19 protein-coding genes are annotated in these 21,061 nt (G+C 74.5%); 15 read left to right on the forward strand and 4 right to left on the reverse strand.

The window, feature by feature from the left end; all coding sequences use genetic code 11:
* Nucleotides 1-103 precede the first annotated feature (103 nt).
* From ACFF45_RS27965 to ACFF45_RS27995, 7 genes are all read left to right on the forward strand, one after another.
* Complete coding sequence (locus ACFF45_RS27965) at nt 104-1,177, forward strand: slipin family protein (RefSeq protein ID WP_381349374.1); 1,074 nt, start codon at nt 104-106, stop codon at nt 1,175-1,177.
* A gap of 338 nt (nt 1,178-1,515) precedes the next feature.
* The gene (locus ACFF45_RS27970) at nt 1,516-2,367 is read left to right on the forward strand and encodes a polysaccharide deacetylase family protein (protein ID WP_381349375.1); all 852 of its coding nucleotides are present in this window, start codon (nt 1,516-1,518) and stop codon (nt 2,365-2,367) included.
* An 18-nt stretch (nt 2,368-2,385) separates the two neighbouring features.
* A complete protein-coding gene (locus ACFF45_RS27975; RefSeq protein WP_381349376.1) occupies nt 2,386-2,568 on the forward strand; it encodes a hypothetical protein in 183 nt (60 codons plus the stop codon).
* A 54-nt stretch (nt 2,569-2,622) separates the two neighbouring features.
* Nucleotides 2,623-3,327: a peptidyl-tRNA hydrolase gene (locus ACFF45_RS27980; protein ID WP_381349377.1), complete on the forward strand. Its 705-nt coding sequence runs from the start codon at nt 2,623-2,625 to the stop codon at nt 3,325-3,327.
* A 122-nt stretch (nt 3,328-3,449) separates the two neighbouring features.
* Nucleotides 3,450-4,238, forward strand: coding sequence for a DUF4142 domain-containing protein (locus tag ACFF45_RS27985; protein ID WP_381349379.1), 789 nt, complete (start codon nt 3,450-3,452; stop codon nt 4,236-4,238).
* Between the two features lie 157 nt (nt 4,239-4,395).
* On the forward strand, nt 4,396-5,760 hold the full coding sequence (locus ACFF45_RS27990) for an MbnB/TglH/ChrH family RiPP precursor modification enzyme (RefSeq protein WP_381349380.1): 1,365 nt from the start codon (nt 4,396-4,398) through the stop codon (nt 5,758-5,760).
* Between the two features lie 491 nt (nt 5,761-6,251).
* The gene (locus ACFF45_RS27995) at nt 6,252-6,527 is read left to right on the forward strand and encodes a hypothetical protein (protein ID WP_381349381.1); all 276 of its coding nucleotides are present in this window, start codon (nt 6,252-6,254) and stop codon (nt 6,525-6,527) included.
* Here the strand turns inward: ACFF45_RS27995 and hemQ are convergent.
* Both hemQ and hemG read right to left on the reverse strand, forming a co-directional pair.
* The gene (hemQ, locus tag ACFF45_RS28000) at nt 6,478-7,209 is read right to left on the reverse strand and encodes a hydrogen peroxide-dependent heme synthase (protein ID WP_381349382.1); all 732 of its coding nucleotides are present in this window, start codon (nt 7,207-7,209) and stop codon (nt 6,478-6,480) included. The genes ACFF45_RS27995 and hemQ overlap by 50 nt on opposite strands.
* Nucleotides 7,210-7,214: 5 nt before the next feature.
* Nucleotides 7,215-8,669, reverse strand: coding sequence for a protoporphyrinogen oxidase (hemG, locus tag ACFF45_RS28005; RefSeq protein ID WP_381349383.1), 1,455 nt, complete (start codon nt 8,667-8,669; stop codon nt 7,215-7,217).
* Nucleotides 8,670-8,826: 157 nt separating this feature from the next.
* Between hemG and ACFF45_RS28010 the strand changes: the two genes are divergently transcribed.
* Nucleotides 8,827-9,864, forward strand: a complete 1,038-nt coding sequence (locus ACFF45_RS28010) for a DUF4349 domain-containing protein (protein WP_381349385.1) — start codon at nt 8,827-8,829, stop codon at nt 9,862-9,864.
* Nucleotides 9,865-9,891: 27 nt separating this feature from the next.
* The gene (locus ACFF45_RS28015; protein WP_381349387.1) at nt 9,892-11,313 is read left to right on the forward strand and encodes an FAD-dependent oxidoreductase; all 1,422 of its coding nucleotides are present in this window, start codon (nt 9,892-9,894) and stop codon (nt 11,311-11,313) included.
* 113 nt (nt 11,314-11,426) lie between these two features.
* On the opposite strand, the gene ACFF45_RS28020 is transcribed toward ACFF45_RS28015, so the two are convergent.
* Nucleotides 11,427-11,714 (reverse strand): hypothetical protein, encoded by a 288-nt coding sequence (locus ACFF45_RS28020; RefSeq protein ID WP_381349389.1) that lies wholly within the window; start codon nt 11,712-11,714, stop codon nt 11,427-11,429.
* Between the two features lie 122 nt (nt 11,715-11,836).
* On the opposite strand from ACFF45_RS28020, the gene ACFF45_RS28025 reads away from it, so the two are divergent.
* Nucleotides 11,837-12,661: a rhomboid family intramembrane serine protease gene (locus ACFF45_RS28025; RefSeq protein WP_381349390.1), complete on the forward strand. Its 825-nt coding sequence runs from the start codon at nt 11,837-11,839 to the stop codon at nt 12,659-12,661.
* A 4-nt stretch (nt 12,662-12,665) separates the two neighbouring features.
* On the opposite strand, the gene hemE is transcribed toward ACFF45_RS28025, so the two are convergent.
* Nucleotides 12,666-13,733 (reverse strand): uroporphyrinogen decarboxylase, encoded by a 1,068-nt coding sequence (gene hemE / locus ACFF45_RS28030; protein ID WP_381349391.1) that lies wholly within the window; start codon nt 13,731-13,733, stop codon nt 12,666-12,668.
* A 215-nt stretch (nt 13,734-13,948) separates the two neighbouring features.
* On the opposite strand from hemE, the gene ACFF45_RS28035 reads away from it, so the two are divergent.
* From ACFF45_RS28035 to ACFF45_RS28055, 5 genes are all read left to right on the forward strand, one after another.
* On the forward strand, nt 13,949-14,575 hold the full coding sequence (locus tag ACFF45_RS28035) for a DUF3000 domain-containing protein (protein ID WP_381349410.1): 627 nt from the start codon (nt 13,949-13,951) through the stop codon (nt 14,573-14,575).
* 584 nt (nt 14,576-15,159) lie between these two features.
* Nucleotides 15,160-15,822 carry a response regulator transcription factor gene (locus ACFF45_RS28040; RefSeq protein WP_003993737.1) on the forward strand — a complete coding sequence of 221 codons (663 nt, stop codon included), beginning with the start codon at nt 15,160-15,162 and terminating at the stop codon, nt 15,820-15,822.
* A gap of 329 nt (nt 15,823-16,151) precedes the next feature.
* The gene (locus ACFF45_RS28045; RefSeq protein ID WP_381349393.1) at nt 16,152-17,441 is read left to right on the forward strand and encodes a ribonuclease D; all 1,290 of its coding nucleotides are present in this window, start codon (nt 16,152-16,154) and stop codon (nt 17,439-17,441) included.
* Nucleotides 17,442-17,685: 244 nt separating this feature from the next.
* Nucleotides 17,686-18,903: a thiolase family protein gene (locus tag ACFF45_RS28050; protein ID WP_381349395.1), complete on the forward strand. Its 1,218-nt coding sequence runs from the start codon at nt 17,686-17,688 to the stop codon at nt 18,901-18,903.
* Nucleotides 18,900-21,029 carry a 3-hydroxyacyl-CoA dehydrogenase NAD-binding domain-containing protein gene (locus tag ACFF45_RS28055; protein ID WP_381349396.1) on the forward strand — a complete coding sequence of 710 codons (2,130 nt, stop codon included), beginning with the start codon at nt 18,900-18,902 and terminating at the stop codon, nt 21,027-21,029. Before ACFF45_RS28050 ends, ACFF45_RS28055 begins: the two co-directional genes overlap by 4 nt.
* Nucleotides 21,030-21,061: the final 32 nt, after the last annotated feature.

The following is a 21,061-nucleotide window of genomic DNA, read 5'->3' on the forward strand; positions in this document are numbered from 1 at the left end:
ACAGAACGACATGGCTACGATCCGACTTCCGCATGGCCCCGGACCGGACACCGGGCATATCGTGACAGGAGCAGGCATACGGACCTCTGGCGAGGGGGTCGTGATGTTCGACGAACTCCTGGTGGCGGCCGCCACGGCCGGTTCCGTGGGCGCGGTGTACCTCGCCGCGGCGGCCCGGGTCGTCAAGCAGTACGAACGCGGTGTGGTGCTGCGTCTCGGCCGGCTCCGGGGCGCGGTGCGGCCGCCCGGGTTCACGCTGATCGTTCCGATCGTGGACCGGCTGCACAAGGTCAACATGCAGATCGTCACCATGCCGGTGCCGGCCCAGGAGGGCATCACCCGGGACAACGTCACCGTGCGCGTGGACGCCGTCGTGTACTTCAAGGTGGTCGACGCGTCGAGCGCGCTGATCAAGGTCGAGGACTACAAGTTCGCGGTCTCCCAGATGGCCCAGACCTCGCTGCGCTCGATCATCGGCAAAAGCGAGCTGGACGATCTGCTGTCCAACCGCGAGAAGCTCAACCAGGGCCTGGAGCTGATGATCGACAGCCCGGCCGTCGGCTGGGGCGTGCAGGTCGACCGGGTCGAGATCAAGGACGTGTCGCTGCCGGAGACGATGAAGCGCTCGATGGCCCGCCAGGCCGAGGCCGACCGCGAGCGCCGGGCCCGCGTGATCAACGCCGACGCCGAGCTCCAGGCGTCGCGGAAGCTCGCCGAGGCGGCCCAGCAGATGGCGGACACCCCCGCCGCGTTGCAGTTGCGGCTGCTCCAGACGGTGGTGGCGGTCGCCGCCGAGAAGAACTCGACGCTGGTGCTCCCCTTCCCGGTGGAGCTGCTGCGCTTCCTGGAGCGGGCGCCCCTGCCGACGGACCACCCGCAGGGCCAACCGCGGAGCCACCCGCAGGGCCACCCCCAGGACCACCACCCCCAGGCCCCTCCCGAGGGTCCGGACCACCCCCCGGCCCACGCCTCCGACCGCGCGGGGGCCCACACCCCGGGTCACGCAGCGGACCACCCGGCAGGTCACCCGCGCGAGCCGGGTCCGGCCCCGGAGGTGGCCCGGCGGCCCGACGAGACCGCGAGCCCCACCCGACGGGCGGACGGCGCTCCGGGCCACGCCCAGGAGCCGCACGCGGGCCGCACGCAGGCCGCCCGAGGCGGTTCCGGCACTCCGTGACGGGTGCTGCGCGCGTGGTCGGGGTGACCGCCTGCGGCTGACGGGCACGGCGGGGTCACTGTCCTGTCTCGCCGGCGGGGAGGTCTCCCCGCGTCCGTGACGTGTCGTCATTCCCGCGTCCGGGGCGGCTCCCCGGGTGAGGGCATCGCGTCCTCCGGCGCCCTGTCCGAGCTCTTCGCCGGCACCGTCACCCCCAGCACCTCGGCCACACCGGCTACGGCCCCTGGTCCCCGGCGAGAAGGGCCTGCCGGGCCCGCCGGAGTGGCGGAGGCCGCCGGCCGGGTGACCCGGCCGTGGTGTCGAGCCCGACGCCAGGCTGAACGTCATATTTTCATACGGTGATCGCTTATGCGCGAAGAGTCATCACCGTCTGCGTCCTGAGCGCCGCCCTCGCCGCCTGCGGCATCGAGCAGGCGTCCCGGGGCGGCCGTACGGCGGTCCCGTCGACGCCCGCCCCCTCGCCCTCGGCGCCCCCCACCCTCGCCCCCGGGCCCGCGGGCCTCACCCCGGTGTTCACCAGCGGCCCGCGGACCGGGGGCAGGACCGTCGCGCTGACCTTCGACGCCGACATGACCGCCGACCAGGGGCCGCGGGCCGCCGAGGGCGAGCGCTTCGACAACCCGCGGCTGATCGCCACGCTGCGGGCGCTGAAGGTGCCGGCGACCGTGTTCATGACCGGCCGCTGGGCGGAGGAGTACCCGATCCAGGCCCGCGGCATCGGCCGGGACCCGCTCTTCGAGGTCGCCAACCACTCCTACAGCCACTACGGCTTCACCGCCGACTGCTACGGCCTGCCGACACTCGGCGAGGACCGGATGCGGGCGGAGGTGGAGCGGGCGTACACGGCCTTCCGCCGGGCGGGCGTGCCGGACGCGAAGCCGTACTTCCGCTTCCCCGGCGGCTGCTACGACCGGCGTGCCCTGCGCGCGCTGAGCGCCACCGGCGTGACGGCGGTGCAGTGGGACGTGGTGGGCGGCGACGCGTTCGCGACGGACGCGGACGCGGTGGCCCGGCAGGTGCTGGAGGGGGTGCGGCCGGGGTCGGTCGTCGTGCTGCACTGCACGCGCAGCGCGGCGCCGGCCACCGAGCGGGCGGTCCGCACGATCGTGCCGGAGCTGCGGCGGCAGGGGTACCGGTTCGTCAAGGTGTCCGAGCTGATCGGGGCCTCCTCCGCCGGCGGGCCGTCCTGACCGGCCTACGCTGGAGGCATGAGCGACGGTGACGACTACTGCCTGATCGACGCGAGCAGGCCGCCCCGGGCGGACGGGCCGCCGTACGCGGAGTGCGTGCTGTGCCGCAGGCCGACGGAGTACCCGGAGTCGTACAAGGGGATCACGATGTGCCCCGAGTGCGAGTGGCTGGAGGCGCAGCGGACGGCCTGTTCGGGGTAGCGCGAGCCGGAGGCGCCGGTCGGGCGGTCTCCCGGGGTCGGCAGACTGGGTGGCGTGAACGACGAGACGCCCGCGCACCAGGAGTCCGGCCCCGGCGCCCGTGCTGCCGCCCCGCAGTTCGTGCTGCCGCTGGTGGTACGCATCGAGCGGGGGGACCCGCCCGCCCGCACCGACGCCCTGGAGACCGCCGCCCGCGCCGTGCTGGTCCTGCTCAGCGACGAGCGGTCGCTGGACGACGGCCCGTGGGCCCGGGCCGTGCGGGACTGGCAGGACGCGCGGATCCGGAAGGTGGTGCGGCGGGCCCGCGGGGCCGAGTGGCGGCGGGCCGAGGCCCTGCCCGGCATCGCGGTGACCGGGAAGTCGGCGCAGGTGCGGGTGTTCCCGCCCGTGCCGCTGGACGGGTGGCCCAAGGAGCTGGCGCGGTTGCAGGTCTCCGGCACCGACCTCGACGACCCGCGGGAGCCGGCCGGGGCCGACCCGGGCGCGCCGGTGCTCTGGCTGAACCCGGGGGTCGCGATGTCGGCCGGCAAGGCGATGGCCCAGGCCGGGCACGGCGCCCACCTCGCCTGGTGGGCGCTGCCGGACGCGGAGCGCGCCGCCTGGCGCGACGCCGGGTTCCCGCTCGCCGTCCGCGCCGCCGACCCGGCGGGCTGGCGGCGGCTCACCGCGTCCGGCCTGCCGCTGGTGCGCGACGCCGGGTTCACCGAGATCCCCGCCGGCAGCTGCACCGTCGTCGCCGACCATCCGGCGCTGCGCTGAGCCGCCGCACGGTCCCGGCCGCCCGGGGCGATTGAACATCCCGGGCCCGGTTCGCGTATCTCCTGGCGCTGGCCAAGCGACACCTGCACCAACGACCAGTTGGTCTCTCCCAGGAGGCATCTTTGCGGCGTATCAACGGTACGGCTCTCATCATCGCGGCGCTCGCCGCCACCGTCGGCGCGCTGGCCTTCCCCGTGTGGTCCTACGCCGACCGCTCGGGTACCGGCCAGGCGAACCTGGCCGCCGGCGCCGTCAGCACCCGGTGGGGCCCGCTGACGGCGCAGGACCGCGACCTGATCGTGCGGGTCCGGCTGGCCGGCCTGTGGGAACTCCCGGCGGGCCAGCAGGCGATGGAGCGCCCCACCAGCGCGGCGGTCAAGGAGGCCGCCGACCATCTGATCGTCGGCCACACCGACCTGGACAAGCGGGTCCGGATCGTGGCCGCCCAGCTCGGCGTCGAGCTGCCCAACCAGCCGACCGAGGAGCAGCAGGGCTGGCTGAACGAGATGACCGCGGCGAGCGGCGAGGAGTACGAGTACAAGTTCGCCAACCTGCTGCGCTCCGCGCACGGCAAGATCTTCCCCGCCATCGGCACGGTCCGGAACAGCACCCGCAACACGCTCGTGCGCCAGCTCGCCTCGGACGCCAACCAGACCGTGCTCGACCACATCACCGTGCTGGAGAAGACCGGCAAGGTCGACTTCGACGCCATCGCGAACGCGGCCGCCAACGCCGCCACCGCCAGCCCGACCGGTCCGCCCGCGCCGGTGCCCGGCCAGCTCGTGCCGCAGGCGCCGCCCGCCGAGGCGACCGGGGACGTCCAGACCACCTCCGAGCCCTCGCCGGGCGCGCCGGGCACGGTCAACACCAAGCGGCCGGACCCGGTCGACTCGGAGGGCTTCCTCGGGTGACGCAACCTCAAATGTTGCTCTGAAGGCGCACGCGGCACGGTTCGGGCCCCGGGAGCGGGGCCATACCCCCCTCACGCCGGAACAGCGGTCCGTCGAAGGAGACGACACAGCGGATCCAGCTGCGGGACGGACGAGACGGAGGGGGGCCGAGGGGGCCATGGAGCGACTGGGAACCGGAATCGGATGGCGGCCGGAGATCGCGGACGCCGTGGAGCGCATGCCGGGCGTCGACTGGGTCGAGGCCGTCGCCGAGAACGTCTGCCCCGGTCACCTCCCCGACGCGCTGCTGCGGCTGCGCGAGCGCGGCGTGACCGTCGTCCCGCACGGTGTCTCCCTCGGCCTCGGCGGCGCCGACCGGCCCGGCCCGGCCCGCCTGGCGGCGCTCGCCGGGCGGGCGGAGGCGCTCGGCTCGCCGCTGGTCACCGAGCACATCGCGTTCGTCCGGGCGGGCGGGCCGCGCACGGCGTCCCCCCGCCTGGAGGCCGGGCACCTGCTGCCCGTGCCGCGCACCCGGGACGCGCTCGACGTGCTGTGCGAGAACGTCCGCATCGCGCAGGACGCGCTGCCGGTGCCGCTGGCCGTGGAGAACATCGCCGCGCTCATCTCCTGGCCGGGCGAGGAGATGACCGAGGGGCAGTTCCTGTACGAACTGGCCGACCGGACCGGCGTACGGCTCCTGATCGACGTGGCGAACCTGCACACCAACCACGTCAACCAGGGCGAGGACCCGGCCAAGGCGCTCGCCGGACTCCCCCTGGAGGCCATCGCCTACGTCCATGTCGCGGGCGGCTTCGCACGTGACGGCGTCTGGCACGACAGCCACGCCCACCCGGTCCCCCGGCAGGTCCTCGACCTCCTGACCGACCTCGCCTCCCGCGTCGCCCCGCCCGGCGTGCTGCTGGAACGGGACGAGAACTTCCCGGAACCTGCGGAGCTGGAGCGGGAGCTGGCGGGCATCCGGGAGGCGGTGGAGGAGGGGCGGCGAATCCGGGAGGCGGCCAGGCCCGCGTCCGGGGCCTCTTCCGCGCCCGCCTCCCCCGCGTCCGCCGTCCCCCGCCCTGCCGTCCCCTCCCCTGCCGACGCGCCGGCCGCGGACGGCTGCGCGGCGCCCGACCGGGAGCCCGCGCGGCAGCGCCTGGCCCTGGCACAGGTGGCACTGCTGTCCGCCCTGGTCGCCGGGACGCCCGTCCCCGAGGGGTTCGACCGGGTACGGCTCGGCGTGCAGGCGCGGGCGCTGGCCGGGAAGCGGGCGGACGTGGTGGCGAAGGTGGCACCGGAGCTGCCGCGGATCCTGGGCGCCGCCTACCGGCCCGCCTTCCTGGCGTACGCGCAGCGGCACCCGATGACCGGGGGCCACCGGCGGGACGCGCTGGACTTCGCCGAACGGCTGCTGCACGACGGCCGGCCGCACCACGGGCGTGCGCGGCGGGAGTTGCGTCGATGGTGGCTGGATCGTTCCGGCCCGGCGCCGCGCCCGGCCTCGCGGACGGCGCGGGCCCGCCGGGCACTGCTGCGCCGCTGACCGGCGCGCCTGCCCTACGGACGCGACCGGCCCAAGGGCCGGGGCTCGGAGGATCGAGGGCTCCGGGACGCAACGGGCGGGGTGCTCAACGGGCTCGGCGAACTGGGCGGGCTGGACGGGCTGGACGGGCTCCCCGGGGGCGTACGGGCGCATCGGGGCCGGCACCGGCCGCACGTGCCCGCCTTCCACCGGGCGTCGTCCGGCACATCCCTTCTGTCGCCGCCGCGCACCGAAGGGACACCCGATGAGAGCTGCCGCCCGGTGCACGGCCGCCGGTTCCCTGCGCGCGGCCGCCGTCGCCGCCGCGCCGGCCGGCGACGCACCCGCCGGTGCGGAGGCGGCCGAGCCGCGCGGCACCACCGTGGCCGCCGCACGCGCCGCGGCGGCCGGTGCCGGCTTCGGCGCGTGCGCCGAGGCGCTGGGCCTGCCGGACGGGGTGGAGTGCGGCACGGTCACCGTCCCGCCGGACCCGGCTCTCCGGCTCGGTCCTGGTGACCGGACGGGACGCCGGCACGCACGGCGTCGCGGGCGGCGCCAACCGGTGCGTCGGCGCCCACGGGGACGCGTACCCGCTCCAGGGCCGCCCGCCGGCCCGCGGCGCCGCGTGCGCGCCGCGTCCGGCGCCGGGAGGCGCGTCACGCCCCCGCGGGGTCGCCGTGACCGGCCGTCCCCGCCGGCTCGGGCGCACCGCCCCGGCACCGTCTCCCGCGAGGAGCGTCAGGCGAGCCCGGCGACCAGGTCGGCGACGGACTTGCGGCGGCCGGTGAAGAACGGCACCTCCTCGCGGACGTGCAGCCGGGCCTCCGAGCCGCGCAGGTGACGCATGAGGTCGACGATGCGGTACAGCTCGTCGGCCTCGAAGGCGAGCAGCCACTCGTAGTCGCCGAGGGAGAAGGAGGCGACCGTGTTGGCGCGCACGTCCGGGTAGCCGCGGGCCATCTTGCCGTGGTCGGCCAGCATCCGGCGGCGGTCCTCCTCCGGCAGCAGGTACCAGTCGTAGGAGCGCACGAAGGGGTAGACGCTGACGTACGCGCGGGGCGTCTCGTCGGCGAGGAACGCCGGGATGTGGCTGCGGTTGAACTCGGCCGGGCGGTGCAGCGCCATGTTCGACCACACCGGCTCCAGGGCGCGGCCCAGCCGGGTGCGGCGGAAGAGGTTGTACGCCTCCTGCAACTGGTCGCTGGTCTCGGCGTGCCACCAGATCATCAGGTCGGCGTCGGCCCGCAGCCCGGACAGGTCGTAGGTGCCGCGGACGGTGACGTCCTTCGCGGCGAGCTGGTCGAACAGCTCCTGGACCTCTTCGGCGTAGCCCGCGCGGTCCTCGGGCAGCACGTCCTTCAGCTGGAACACGGACCACAGGGTGTAGCGGATGACCTCGTTGAGGTCCTTGGCCAGCTTGCCCTTGTTCGGGATCCGGTCGGGGGCGGGGGTGGTGGCGTCGTCACTCATGTCCCTCATTCTCCCGCTCCGCCGTGCAGACTCTGCACCGGGTGGGCCGTGAGCTGCTGCACGGCCCGGAGGTCGCCGTGGATCTGGTCCACCGCCGCGTACGCGCTCGCCACGCACGCCGGGATGCCCACCCCGTCGTACACCGCGCCGCACACGGCGAGGCCGGGGAGCCCGCCGACGTGCGCGCGGACGCGGGCCACGCGCGCGTGGTGGCCGACGGGGTACTGCGGCAGGCCGGCGTCCCAGCGGGTGACGCGGGTGGCGACGGGCGCGGCGTCCAGGCCCGTGGCCGCCGCGAGGTCGCGCCGGGAGGCGGCCACCAGGTCGGCATCGTCGCGGCGGAGGATCTCCGTCTCGCCGTACCGCCCGACGGAGGTGCGCAGCACGACCAGGTCCGGGTCGTCGGCGGCGATCCAGCCCCACTTGCGGGAGGCGAAGGTGGCCGCCTTGATGGTCCGTCCGTCGACCGGCGGCACCAGGAAGCCGCTGCCCTCGGGCAGCCGCGCCTCGGACCTGCGGCAGGCGACGGTGACCAGGGCCATCGACGCGTACTCGACGGCGGCCAGCTCGGCCGCGGCGGCCGGCACCTCGGCGCGCAGCAGCTCGGCCGCGGCGGGCGCGGGCACGGCGACGATCACCGCGTCGGCGTGCAGCACCCGGTCGCCGGCCACCACCCGCCAGCCCGCAGGGCCCGTGCGGCGCAGCTCCGTCACGCGTGCGCCGGTGACGATCTCGGCGCCGCGCGCCGTCACCGACTCGGCGACCGCGCGCGGCAGGCTGCCGACGCCGCCCTCGATGCCCATGAACACCGGGCCGGTCTGCGCGGCGGCGGGCGTCCTGGCCTGGATGTCCCGGACCGCCTCGGTGAGCGAGGCGTGGCTGCGGGCGGCCCGGAACAACTGGGGGACGGCCGAACGCATCGAGATGCGGTAGGCGTCGCCCGCGTACACCCCGCCCAGCAGCGGCTCCACGAGCCGGTCGACGACCTCCCGGCCGAGCCGCGCCGCCACGTACTCACCCACCGCCACGTCGTCACCGACCTCGGTGCGGGGCAGGTCGGCGTCGCGTTCGACGCGTGCCAGGCCCTCCTCGGACAGCACTCCGGAGAGCGCCTCCGCGGTGCCGGGCACGCCCATGACGTGGCCCCTGGGCATCGGGCGCAGGGCGCCGCGGGTCCACAGGGCGGCGGTCGCGGTGGCCGGCGGCTGGAGCCGGCCGTCGAGGCCCACCTCACGCGCGAGGGCGACCGCCTCGGGCCGGCGGGCCAGCATCGACTCGGCGCCCAGGTCCACGCGCACGCCCGCGATCTCGCCGGGCAGCAGCTTGCCGCCGACCCGGCCGGACGCCTCCAGGACGGTCACCCGGGCGCCGCGCGCCAGCAGCCGGTGGGCGGCGGCGAGGCCGGCGATCCCGGCCCCGATGACGACGACCTGCCCGGCGTCCGTACGTGCTGCGTTCATGGCTCCACCCTCTCAGACGCCACTGACGGTCACCGCGCGGCCCCGTGGCCCCGCCGAGTCCCGACCGTGACCGCATCGGAACCGGACGGGGCCAACGTGCCGGGCCGCCCCGGCGTCGTAGAAGCGTCCGTCGTCACCACTCGGGGGGTTCACCCGCATGCGCGCACCACGTTCCGCACCACGCCCGGTACCGGCCCTGGCCGGGATCCTCCTCGCCGCGGCCCTCGCCCTGTCGGGGTGCAGCGGCGCGGCCGAGACCGGATCGGCCGCCGGGGGCGACGCGGCCGCCGCCCAGGACGAGGGCGCCGCGGGGTCCCGCGCCCAGGAGGGCGCCGACGGCGGCGGCGGCCGGTCCGGCGGCGACGGCAGGGACACGGGCGCCACCCGCCTCCCCACGAGCCGCGTCATCCGCACCGCCTCCCTGTCCGTGCAGGTCACGGACGTGCCCAAGGCCCTGGACGAGGCCCGCACGAGCGCCGAGACGGCGGGCGGCTTCGTGGGCGGCGAGACCACCACCCGGGACGAGCACGGCAACGAGTACACCCGGGTCGTGCTGCGGGTGCCCGTCGACACGTACGACGATGTCCTGGCCGACCTGGAGGGCGCGGGCCGGCTGCTCGACCGCACCGCGAAGGCGACGGACGTCACCGACCAGGTGGTCGACGTGGAGAGCCGGATCGCGACGCAGCGCGCCAGCGTCGTCCGGATCCGCGAGCTGATGGACCGGGCGACCCGGCTCAGCGACGTGGTGGAGCTGGAGGGCGAGCTGAGCAGCCGTCAGGCCGACCTGGAGGCGCTGCTCGCCCGGCAGGCGTCCCTGGAGGACCGCACGAGCCTGGCCACCATCACACTCGCCCTGTCCGAGAGGCCGGTGCAGGAGTCCGCCGAGAAGGACGAGGACCCCGGGTTCACGGACGCGCTGGCGGGCGGCTGGCACGCCTTCGTGACGATGCTGCGCTGGATCGCCGTCGCCCTGGCGGCGGTGCTGCCGTTCGCCGCGCTGGCGGCGCTGCTCGTCCTGGTCCGGCTGGTCCGGCCGCGTCTCGTACCGCTCCGCGGGGCGCGCCGCCCGGCCGCGGCGTCCGCGGCGAGCGGGCCGGGACCGCTGCCGACGGCCCGGTGGGCACCGGAGCCGGCGCCCGGTCCCGCACCGGAGGAACAGCGGGGCGGGCCGGGGCAGGGCGAGCGGGGCTGACCCGGCCCGCCGCCGTAGCGTGTACGCATGAGCATGAGCGATGCGAGCGGCACGAGCGGCGGGAGAGAGCGTCTGGTCGTGGTCGGCGGCGACGCCGCGGGCATGTCCGCGGCGTCCCAGGCCCGCCGGCTGAAGGGCCCGGACGAGCTGGAGATCGTGGCCTTCGAGCGCGGTCACTTCACCTCGTACTCCGCGTGCGGTATCCCGTACTGGGTGGGCGGCCAGGTCGACGACCGCGACGAGCTGATCGCCCGCACCCCCGAGGAGCACCGTTCGCGCGGCATCGACCTGCGGCTGCGCACGGAGGTCGTGGAGATCGACGTCGACCGGGGGCGGGTCCGCGCGCGGGACGTCGACACGGGGGCCGAGGCCTGGACGTCGTACGACAAACTGGTGATCGCCACCGGTGCCCGGCCGATCCGCCCGGACATGCCCGGCGCCGGCGCCCCCGGCGTGCACGGGGTGCAGACCCTGGACGACGGACAGGAACTCCTCGACACCCTCACCCGCGCGCGGGGGCGGCGTGCGGTGGTCGTCGGGGCGGGCTACATCGGGGTCGAGATGGCCGAGGCGCTGATCAACCGCGGCTACGGGGTGACGGTCGTCAACCGGGGCGCCGAGCCGATGGCCACGCTCGACCCGGACATGGGCCGGCTGGTGCGCGAGGCCATGGAGGGCATGGGCATCACCATGGTCAACGACGCCGAGGTCACCAAGATCCTCACCGGGGACGACGGGCGGGTGCGGGCGGTGGCCACGGAGGCCGCCGAGTACCCCGCGGACGTGGTCGTGCTCGGCATCGGCGTGCGCCCCCAGACGGCGCTCGCCCGGGCGGCGGGGCTGCCGCTCGGCGAGCGCGGCGGACTCCTCACCGACCTGGCGATGCGGGTCCGCGGTCACGAGGACATCTGGGCCGGCGGTGACTGCGTGGAGGTCCTCGACCTGGTCGCCGGGCGGGAACGGCATGTCGCGCTCGGCACGCACGCCAACAAGCACGGGCAGGTCATCGGCACCAACGTCGGCGGCGGGTACGCGACCTTCCCCGGTGTGGTCGGCACGGCGGTGAGCAAGGTGTGCGATCTGGAGATCGCCCGCACCGGGCTGCGGGAGAAGGACGCGCGGCGGGCGGGGCTGCGGTTCGAGACGGTGACCATCGAGTCCACCAGCCGGGCCGGGTACTACCCGGGCGCCTCGCCGATGACGGTGAAGATGCTCGCCGAGCAGCGCACGGGGCGGCTGCTCGGCGTGCAGATCGTCGGCCGGGAGGGCGCGGGCAAGCGCGTGGACATCGCGGCGGTGGCGCTGACCGCCGGCCTGACGGTGGAGCAGATGACCGCGCTGGATCTGGGGTACGCCCCGCCGTTCTCACCGGTCTGGGACCCCGTGCTGGTCGCCGCGCGGAAGGCGGCGGGGAAGGTGCGCGGAGCGTCGCAGGGGGCGCCTGTGTGACGGCGGGCGCGGGCGGGCCGCTCACGCGGTTCCCCGCGCCCCTGAGGCGCGTCCGCCGCAGCGGCCTCGAAGGGCCCGCGGCCCGCGTCACCAGCCTGCCCGGACAGCACAGTCTAGGCCGTCCCGTTGACCCTCGGCAGTGACGCCACCGACGCCCCGGACGCCACCGACGCCGCGGCACCCGCCTCCGTCCCCGGCCTCGCGTGCGCGGCGACCCGCGCCGAGCGCAACCGGTGGCTCACCGCCTCGTCCAGCGTCACCGGCCGCTGCAACTGCGCCGCCAGCCGGCCGGCCTCCTGGCCGAGCCGGGCCAGGTCCTCCCAGGGCAGGTGGACCACCAGCGCCAGCCGTGCCTCGCCGTCGGGGGTGGCCTGCACCACGGGAGTCACTGCGTCGTTCATCGCCCACTCCTCACGTCGTCCGCGCCGCGTCTCGCCGTGCCGCGGCCGCTCGCCGGGACATACGGACGCGGCGGTGCGCGCGTTCACCGATTCGGCGGGCCCGTCGAGGGCACTACTTCCTTGTGGTGATCCCCGTCCATGACGTGAACCCGGCGCGCCGCACGCCCTGGGTGACGTACACGCTGATCGCGGTGAACGTCGCCGTGTTCCTGTTCATGCCCGGTCTGGCCGGGTCGGCGGCGGGGGACGGCAGCCTGGCGCAGCTGTGCCATCTGCAGGCGTTCCTGGACCGCTACGCGGTGGTGCCGCAGGAACTGATCCACCATCAGATGCCCCGTGTGGTGCCCACCGGCGACATCGCGGTCGGCCCGCAGGGCCCGGGCTGCGTGGTGGGCCCGCCGGCCTATGACAAGTCGCCCGAACTGAGCGTGCTGACGGCGATGTTCCTGCACGGGGGCTGGCTGCACCTGCTGGGCAACATGCTCTTCCTGCTGATCTTCGGCAACAACATCGAGGACCGCATGGGGCACGTCCGCTTCGCGCTGTTCTACGGCGCCTGCGGCTACGCGGCGTCGTACGGCTTCGCGTTCCTCAACGCCGGGTCCGCCGAGCCGCTGATCGGCGCCTCGGGGGCGATCGCGGGGGTGCTGGGCGCCTATCTGGTGCTGTATCCGAAGGCCAGGGTGTGGGTGCTGGTGCCGTTCCTGGTCTTCCTGCCGCTGAGGCTGCCGGCCTGGCTGGTGCTGGGCGTGTGGTTCGTGCTCCAGGCGGTGTACTCCTCCGGCGAGGGCGTCTCCGACGCGGGCACCGTGGCGTACGCCGCGCACATCGTCGGCTTCCTGGCCGGCATGCTGCTCGCCTGGCCGCTGAAACCGGGCACCCCGCCCCCGCCGGAACCGCGCGGCCTGCTGTTCGGCAGGCGGGCGCGGCCCCGGCAGAGCTGGTGAACCGTCAGCGGGCGGTACGCGTGTGGACGTACTCCACGAGGCGGGTGAGGGCGTCCGGGTCGGTGGACGGCATCACGCCGTGGCCCAGGTTGAAGACATGGCCCTCCAGGCCCGCCGCAGCGTCCAGTACCTCGCGGGTCTTGGCCTCCACGGCCTCCTGGGTGGCGAACAGGACGGTCGGGTCGAGGTTGCCCTGGAGCGCCTTGCCGGGACCGACACGGCGGGCGGCCTCGTCGAGCGGGACGCGCCAGTCGACGCCGACCACGTCCGCGCCGGCCTCGCCCATCAGGCCCAGCAGCTCACCGGTGCCGACGCCGAAGTGGATGCGCGGGACGCCGTAGGACTCGACCGCGCGGAACACCTTCGCGGAGGCGGGCAGGACGGAGCGCCGGTAGTCGGCGGGGGCCAGGGCGCCGGCCCAGGAGTCGAACAGCTGCACCGCGCTCGCGCCCGCCTCGATCTGCACCTTGAGGAAGGCGGCGGTGATGTCCGCGAGGCGGTCGAGCAGGTCGGCCCAGAGCTGCGGGTCGCCGTACATCATCGCCTTGGCGTTCTCGTACGTGCGCGACGGGCCGCCCTCGACGAGGTAGCTCGCCAGGGTGAACGGGGCGCCCGCGAAACCGATCAGCGGCGTCTCGCCGAGTTCGGCGGTCAGCAGGCCGATCGCCTCCGTGACGTACGCGACGTCCTCGGGGGTCAGGTCGCGCAGCCGGTCGAGGTCGGCCCTGGTGCGCATGGGGTTCTCGACGACCGGGCCGACGCCGGGCTTGATGTCGAGGTCGACGCCGATGGCCTTGAGCGGGACGACGATGTCGCTGAAGTAGATGGCCGCGTCCACGTTGTGCCGGCGCACCGGTTGCAGGGTGATCTCGGTGACCAGCTCGGGCCGCATGCACGACTCCAGCATCGGGACGCCCTCGCGTACCTTCCGGTACTCCGGCAGGGAGCGCCCGGCCTGCCGCATGAACCACACCGGCGTGTGCGGCACGGGCTCGCGCCTGCACGCCTTGAGGAAGGCGGAGTCGTACGTCGCGGTCGGCTGCTGGCCCGTGGGGCTTCCGTTGGCACTCACGGGGAAAGTCTCGCACGGCGGCGGCGGGGGCACGGCGGGGCGTCCGGGGTACGGCCGGTCCGGGCGGATCAGGACGGATCCGGGCGGCTCCGGGGGGCGGCCCCGGCGGTCCGGTACCGCCGGACGGGGTGTCTAGCCTGCGCCCGGCGCCCATTCCGCTTAATCTGCACCGCATGGCTGCGGCTCAGGGACGACTGTCGGACGGCGCTGGCGGAATGGACGACCCGAAGGAGGGGGACCTGCATACGGGCGAGACTGCTCCGCCGCCGTTCCGGGCCGCCGTCGAGGCGCTGCGCTCCGCACGGCTGCGGCCGCAGATCGAGGCCGAGCCCACCCGCGCGCCCCGGCGGCTGGCGCCGCACGCGTACGCGCTGGAGGCCACCGTCGTCGACGGCGACCAGGACCTCGCCGACGGCCGGCTGGTGCTGCTGCACGACCCGGCGGGACACGACGCCTGGCGCGGCACCTTCCGGCTGGTGACGCTGGTGCGGGCGGAACTGGAGCCGGAGATGGCCGCCGACCCGCTGCTGCCCGAGGTGTGCTGGAGCTGGCTGACCGGTGCGCTCCAGGCGCGCGGTCTGGCGTACGGCGAACCGAGCGGCACCGTCACGCGGGCGAGTTCGCACTACTTCGGCGGGCTGGCCACCCGCCCCGCCGCCTCGCAGATCGAGATCCGGGCCTCCTGGACGCCCCGTGAGGGCCTCGGCGGCGTCCCGGACACCGCCGCCCACCTCGCCTCCTGGTGCGACCTGCTCGCCCAGGTCGCGGGTCTGCCGCCGGCGGGCCCGGGGGACGCGTCGGTGGTGACGCTCCCTCAGCGGCGCGACCCCCAGGCCCGCTGACCCGCCCTCGCCCGCTGCCCCGCCTCCCCGCCGACCCACCCTCACCCGCGGCCCCGCCTCCCCGCCGACCCGCGATCCCGCTGTCCCCGCGGCCTCGCCGACCCGCGATCCCGCAGCATCGCCGACCCGCGACGGCCCGGTCAGCCGCGGCGTCCGGTCCCCCTTCCCGCCGATCCGCGGTCCCGCAGCCCCACCGACCCCGCACTCCACTGCCCCGCAGCCGCGCCGACCTGCGTCGCCCGGTCTTCTGCGGCGTCCGGGCTCCCTCTCCCCGGCCCCCGCCGCGGCGGCTGTCCGGGGCCTGTCGCGGCACGAAATCAAGTGATCACACACCCATGCACCCGTTCGGCCTGATCTCTTTGTCGATACGGCCACTTTCGACCGGTAGGCGAATCGAACCGAAGCCGTTCGATCTTCGGATGATCGCTCGCGTGTCCGAATTGCTCGGATTGTTACTCACCAGATCGTGATCATTCTCTAAAGGCGGACCGGTTCGATGCCGAAGACGACTGTGACCTTGAAAGCACGGTTCGTCCCGGCTTCACCCCCCACGAGCCGACCCCGTCCCGCACCCAGGAGGCCTGGTGTCCGTTCTTCTTGAGCAGCCCGCAAGCCTGGTCGCCTACCGCCCGAACAAGCCGACCGCGATGGTGGTCGTGGCCGATCCCCGCGTCCGTTCCACCGTCACCCGCCATCTGTGGGCGCTCGGTGTGCGCGATGTGATCGAGGCCTCGTCCATCGCCGAGGCTCGTCCCCGCATCGGCAACCCCCGCGACATCTGCGTCGCCGACGTCCACCTGCCGGACGGTTCCGGTCTGACGCTCCTGTCGGAGACCCGCGCGGCGGGCTGGCCCAACGGGCTCGCCCTGTCCGCCGCCGACGACATCGGCGCCGTGCGCAACGCCCTCGCGGGCGGCGTGAAGGGCTACGTCGTCACCGGCACCCGTACCAACGTCGGGCTCCCCACCCGGCCGGGTGCCGCTCCCATCGGCGCGGCCGCCGCCCGCCTGCACCGCCGCCCCCCGGGTGCCCCGAGTCACCCGGGTGGCTATCGCGAACTGTCCGGCCGCGAGGTCGAGGTGCTGCGCCTGGTCGCCGAGGGCCAGTCCAACAAGGCGATCGGCGTCTCGATGGGCCTGTCCGCGCTGACCGTCAAGAGCCACCTCGCCCGCATCGCCCGCAAGCTCGGCACCGGCGACCGCGCCGGGATGGTGGCCGTCGCCCTGCGCACCGGCATCATCCACTGACCACCGCACCCGACGTCCAGCACCCCGCACGCACCCCTTCCCCCCGCACCCCGGGTCTGCGTATCCCGCACTTCTCACCCCCGTCCCGCACTCCGAGCCGCCACTCCCCCGTCACCCGCTCCCTCGCCGGCCTCTTCCCCGGGCCGCTCCGCCGCCGCGCCGCCGCGGCCTTCGCTGACGTGAACGGCGTCGAGCCGCCGGCGCCCGCCCGCGTCCGACGCGGCCGTCACCCCTCTCCCGCACGGACCTGACCGGTTCACGACCCTCCCGCGCCCGTCGACGGAACGTTCCGTCGACGGGCGCGGTCCATCCACGGATACCCTTGACAGGTGACCGACGCCCAAGAAACCGCAGCAGACAGTTCACTGCGAACCACCGGGGGCGCTCCTCCGGAAGACGGCGGATCTTCTGCTACGGAGGCGCCGATCCCTTTGCTGGAGCCGCGTGAGGGCATTCCGCCCGTGATCGCGGACGAGGCCGCCCTGGCCGAGGTGATCGCCGCCTTCGCCACCGGATCCGGCCCCGTCGCCGTCGACGCCGAGCGCGCCTCCGGCTACCGCTACGGACAGCGCGCGTACCTCGTGCAACTGCGCCGCCAGGGCGCGGGCAGCGCGCTGATCGACCCCGTGGCCTGTCCCGACCTGTCGGCGCTCGGCGAGGCGCTGTCCGGCGTGGAGTGGGTGCTGCACGCCGCGACCCAGGACCTGCCGTGCCTGCGCGAGATAGGCATGGTGCCGACGCGGCTGTTCGACACCGAGCTGGCCGGGCGGCTCTCCGGTTTCCCGCGGGTCGGTCTGGGCGCCATGGTCGAGGGCGTGCTCGGCTTCGTCCTGGAGAAGGGGCACTCCGCCGTCGACTGGTCCACCCGCCCGCTCCCCGAGCCCTGGCTGCGGTACGCGGCCCTCGACGTCGAGCTCCTCGTCGACCTGCGGGACGCGCTGGAGAAGGAGCTGGACCGGCAGGGCAAGCTGGAGTGGGCCCAGCAGGAGTTCGACGCGATCGTGTCCGCGCCGCCGCCGGAGCCCCGCAAGGACCCGTGGCGCCGTACGTCCGGCATGCACAAGGTGCGCCGGCGGCGGCAGCTCGCCGTGGTGCGCGAGCTGTGGCAGACCCGGGACCGGATCGCGCAGCGCCGGGACGTCTCGCCGGGCAAGGTGCTGTCGGACGCGGCCATCGTCGAGGCGGCGCTCGCCCTGCCGGGCACGGTGCACGCGCTGTCCGCGCTGAACGGGTTCGGGCACCGGATGGGGCGGCGGCAGCTGGAGCAGTGGCAGGCCGCGGTGGACCGCGCCAGGGCGCTGCCGGAGGCGCAGCTGCCGCAGCCGGGGCAGCCGGTGGCGGGGCCCCCGCCGCCGCGGGCGTGGGCCGACAAGGACCCGGTGGCCGCCGCGCGGCTGTCGGCGGCGCGCGCCGGCGTGTCCGCGCTGGCCGAGGAGCTGGCCCTGCCCCAGGAGAACCTGATCACGCCGGACACCGTGCGGCGAGTGTGCTGGGAGCCGCCGGCGGTGGTCGACGCGGCGTCCGTGGCAGCGGCGCTGAGCGGACACGGCGCGCGGCCGTGGCAGGTGGAGCTGGTGACGCCGGCGCTGGTGACGGCGCTCATGGCCAAGGGGGCGTGAGCGCCGTGGGGGCGGGGCGGCCGCGGGGCCGCCCCGGCCGGTCGCGCGGTGCCCCGCGCCCCTGAAGGACGGGTGGCGGCAGGTCGGGATCGCGCCATTCGGGTGAGACGGGCGGTGTGACCTTCGCCGCTCGGCCCGGGGGGACTGGGCAGCTACGTTACCCACAAGTAGCATGGTGGTGAGCGCGCGCTCAGCGCATGCGTGCCGCAGCAGTGCCCACCCCGCACCCTGGAGGAGAGCCATCGTGCCTCGTACCGTCAGGGACGTCGTCTTCGTCGACGGCGTCCGCACCCCGTTCGGCAAGGCGGGCCCGAAGGGCATCTACCACGAGACCCGCGCCGACGACCTCGTCGTGAAGGCGATCCGGGAACTGCTGCGCCGCAACCCGGGTCTCGACCCCCAGAAGATCGACGAGGTCGCCATCGCCGCGACCACGCAGATCGGTGACCAGGGCCTGACCATCGGCCGTACCGCCGGCATCCTCGCGGGCCTGCCGCAGTCGGTGCCCGGCTACTCCGTCGACCGGATGTGCGCGGGCGCGATGACCGCCGTGACCACCACGGCCGGTTCCATCGCCTTCGGCGCGTACGACGCCGTCATCGCCGGTGGTGTCGAGCACATGGGCCGCCACCCGATGGGCGAGGGCGTCGACCCCAACCCGCGGTTCGTCAGCGAGAAGCTGGTCGACGAGTCCGCCCTGTTCATGGGCATGACCGCGGAGAACCTGCACGACCGCTACCCGCACATCACCAAACTGCGCGCCGACGAGTACGCGGTCCGCTCGCAGGAGAAGGCCGCCAAGGCCTACGCCAACGGCAGGATCCAGCAGGACCTGGTGCCGATCTCGGTACGCCGCACCGACCCCGACGCGGGTGAGACGGGCTGGGGGCTGGTCACCGCCGACGAGCCGATGCGCCCGGGCACCACGCTGGAGAACCTGGCGAACCTCAAGACCCCGTTCCGCGTCCACGGCCGGGTCACCGCCGGCAACGCGGCCGGCCTGAACGACGGCGCCACCGCCTCGATCATCGCCTCCGAGGACTTCGCCCGCGAGAACGGCCTGCCGGTGCGGATGCGCCTGGTCTCGTACGCCTTCGCGGGCGTCGAGCCGGAGGTCATGGGCTACGGCCCGATCCCGGCCACCGAGAAGGCCCTCGCCAAGGCGGGCCTGTCCATCGAGGACATCAACCTCTTCGAGATCAACGAGGCCTTCGCCGTCCAGGTCCTGGCCTTCCTCGACCACTACGGCATCGCCGACGACGACGCGCGCGTCAACCAGTACGGCGGCGCCATCGCCTTCGGCCATCCGCTGGCCTCCTCCGGCGTCCGCCTGATGACGCAGCTGGCCCGCCAGTTCGAGGAGCAGCCGCACGTCCGCCACGGCCTGACCACCATGTGCGTCGGCTTCGGCATGGGCGCGACGGTCATCTGGGAGAACCCGCACTTCGAGGGGGACAAGTGAGCACCACCGCCGAGCTTCTGCAGCAGGCCTCGGACCTGTTCCCGGACGAGGTCGTCACGACCGCGCACGTACGCCACTTCGACCTCCCCCTGGGCGCCGGGCGCTTCGCCCTGATCACCCTGGACAACGGCCTGGACCACACCAAGCCGACCACCTTCGGGCCGCAGTCGCTGGCGAACCTCGACGCCGCGATCGACCAGGCCGAGAAGGAGGCCGCGGACGGCGAGATCGTCGGCGTCGGCATCACCGGCAAACCGTTCGTCTTCGCCGTCGGCGCCGACCTCAAGGGCGTCGAGCTGCTGACGGAGTGGGAACACGCGCACGCCATCGGCAAGGGCGGCCACGACGTCTTCAAGCGGCTGTCCGGGCTCGCCGTGCCGACGTTCGCGTACTACAACGGCGCCGCGATGGGCGGCGGCGTCGAGGTCGGCCTGCACTGCACCTACCGCACGGTGTCCGCGGCCGTCCCCGCCTTCTCCCTCCCCGAGGTCTTCCTCGGCCTGGTCCCCGGCTGGGGCGGCTGCACCCTGCTGCCGAACCTGATCGGCGCCGACAAGGCCGTCTCGGTGATCATCGAGAACAGCCTCAACCAGAACAAGCAGCTCAAGGGCGCGCAGGTCTACGAGCTGGGCATCGCCGACGCGATCTTCGAGGGCGCCGACTTCCTGGAGCAGTCGCTGATCTGGACGGCGGCCGTCCTCAAGGGCGAGATCGTCGTCGAGCGCCCGGTGATCGACCGCGGCGAGGGCTGGGACCAGGCCGTCGCCAAGGGCCGCTTCATCGCCGACTCCAAGGTGCACGGCGCCGCCCCGGCCGCCTACCGCGCCCTCGACATCATCGCCGCCGCCAAGAACGGCGACCTCCAGCAGGGCTACGACGCCGAGGACCAGGCGCTCGCCGACCTGATCATGGGTGGCGAACTGCGCGCCGGCATCTACGCGTTCAACCTGGTGCAGAAGCGGGGCAAGCGCCCGGCGGGCGCCCCGGACAAGAACCTGGCGCGCCCGGTCGGCAAGGTCGGCGTCGTCGGCGCCGGCCTGATGGCCTCTCAGCTCGCGCTGCTGTTCCTGCGCCGCCTGGAGGTCCCGGTCGTCCTGACCGACATCGACCAGGAGCGCGTCGACAAGGGCGTGGGCTACGTCCACGCCGAGATCGACAAGCTGCTCGGCAAGGGCCGGATCGGCCAGGACAAGGCCAACCGCCTCAAGGCGCTGGTCACCGGAGTCCTGGACAAGGCCGAGGGCTTCGCGGACGCGGACTTCGTCATCGAGGCCGTGTTCGAGGAGATGGGCGTCAAGCAGCAGGTGTTCGCGGAGGTCGAGGCGGTCGCCCCCGCGCACGCGATCCTCGCCACCAACACCTCGTCCCTGTCCGTGACGGAGATGGCGTCGAAGCTCGAGCACCCCGAGCGGGTCGTCGGCTTCCACTTCTTCAACCCGGTCGCGGTGCTGCCGCTGCTGGAGATCGTCCGCGGCGAGCGGACCGACGACGCCTCGCTGGCCACGGCGTTCGCCGTCGCCAAGAAGCTGAAGAAGACCGCGGTGCTGGTCAAGGACGCCCCGGCGTTCGTCGTCAACCGCGTCCTGACCCGCTTCATGGGCGAGATCCAGAACGTCATCGACGAGGGCACCCCGGTCGAGGTGGCGGAGAAGGCGGTCGAGCCGCTGGGCCTGCCGATGTCCCCGCTGGTGCTGCTGGAGCTGGTCGGCCCGGCGATCGGCCTGCACGTCTCGGAGACGCTCAACCGGGCGTTCCCGGACCGCTTCACGGTCTCCCCGAACCTCAAGGCGGTCGTCGCGGCGGGCAAGCGCGGCTTCTACGTCTACGACAGCGGCAGGCCCGAGCTGGACCCGGAGGTCGCCGCGCTGCTGAAGCAGGGCGACACCGTCCTCACCGAGGAGCAGGTGCGGGCCCGGGTGCTGGACGCGGTGGCGCGGGAGATCGGGCTGATGCTCGACGAGGGCGTCGTCGCCGAGGCCCAGGACATCGACCTCTGCCTGATCACCGGCGCCGGCTGGCCCTTCCACCTGGGCGGCGTCACGCCGTACCTGGACCGCGAGGGCGTCTCCGAGCGGGTGAACGGCAAGCGGTTCCTCGAGCCGGGGACCGCGAGCGTCCCGGCCTGACCGTCCGACGCGCCGGAGGGCCTCCGCCACCG

Source organism: Streptomyces cinereospinus, assembly GCF_042430725.1.
Taxonomy (GTDB): Bacteria; Actinomycetota; Actinomycetes; order Streptomycetales; family Streptomycetaceae; genus Streptomyces; species Streptomyces cinereospinus.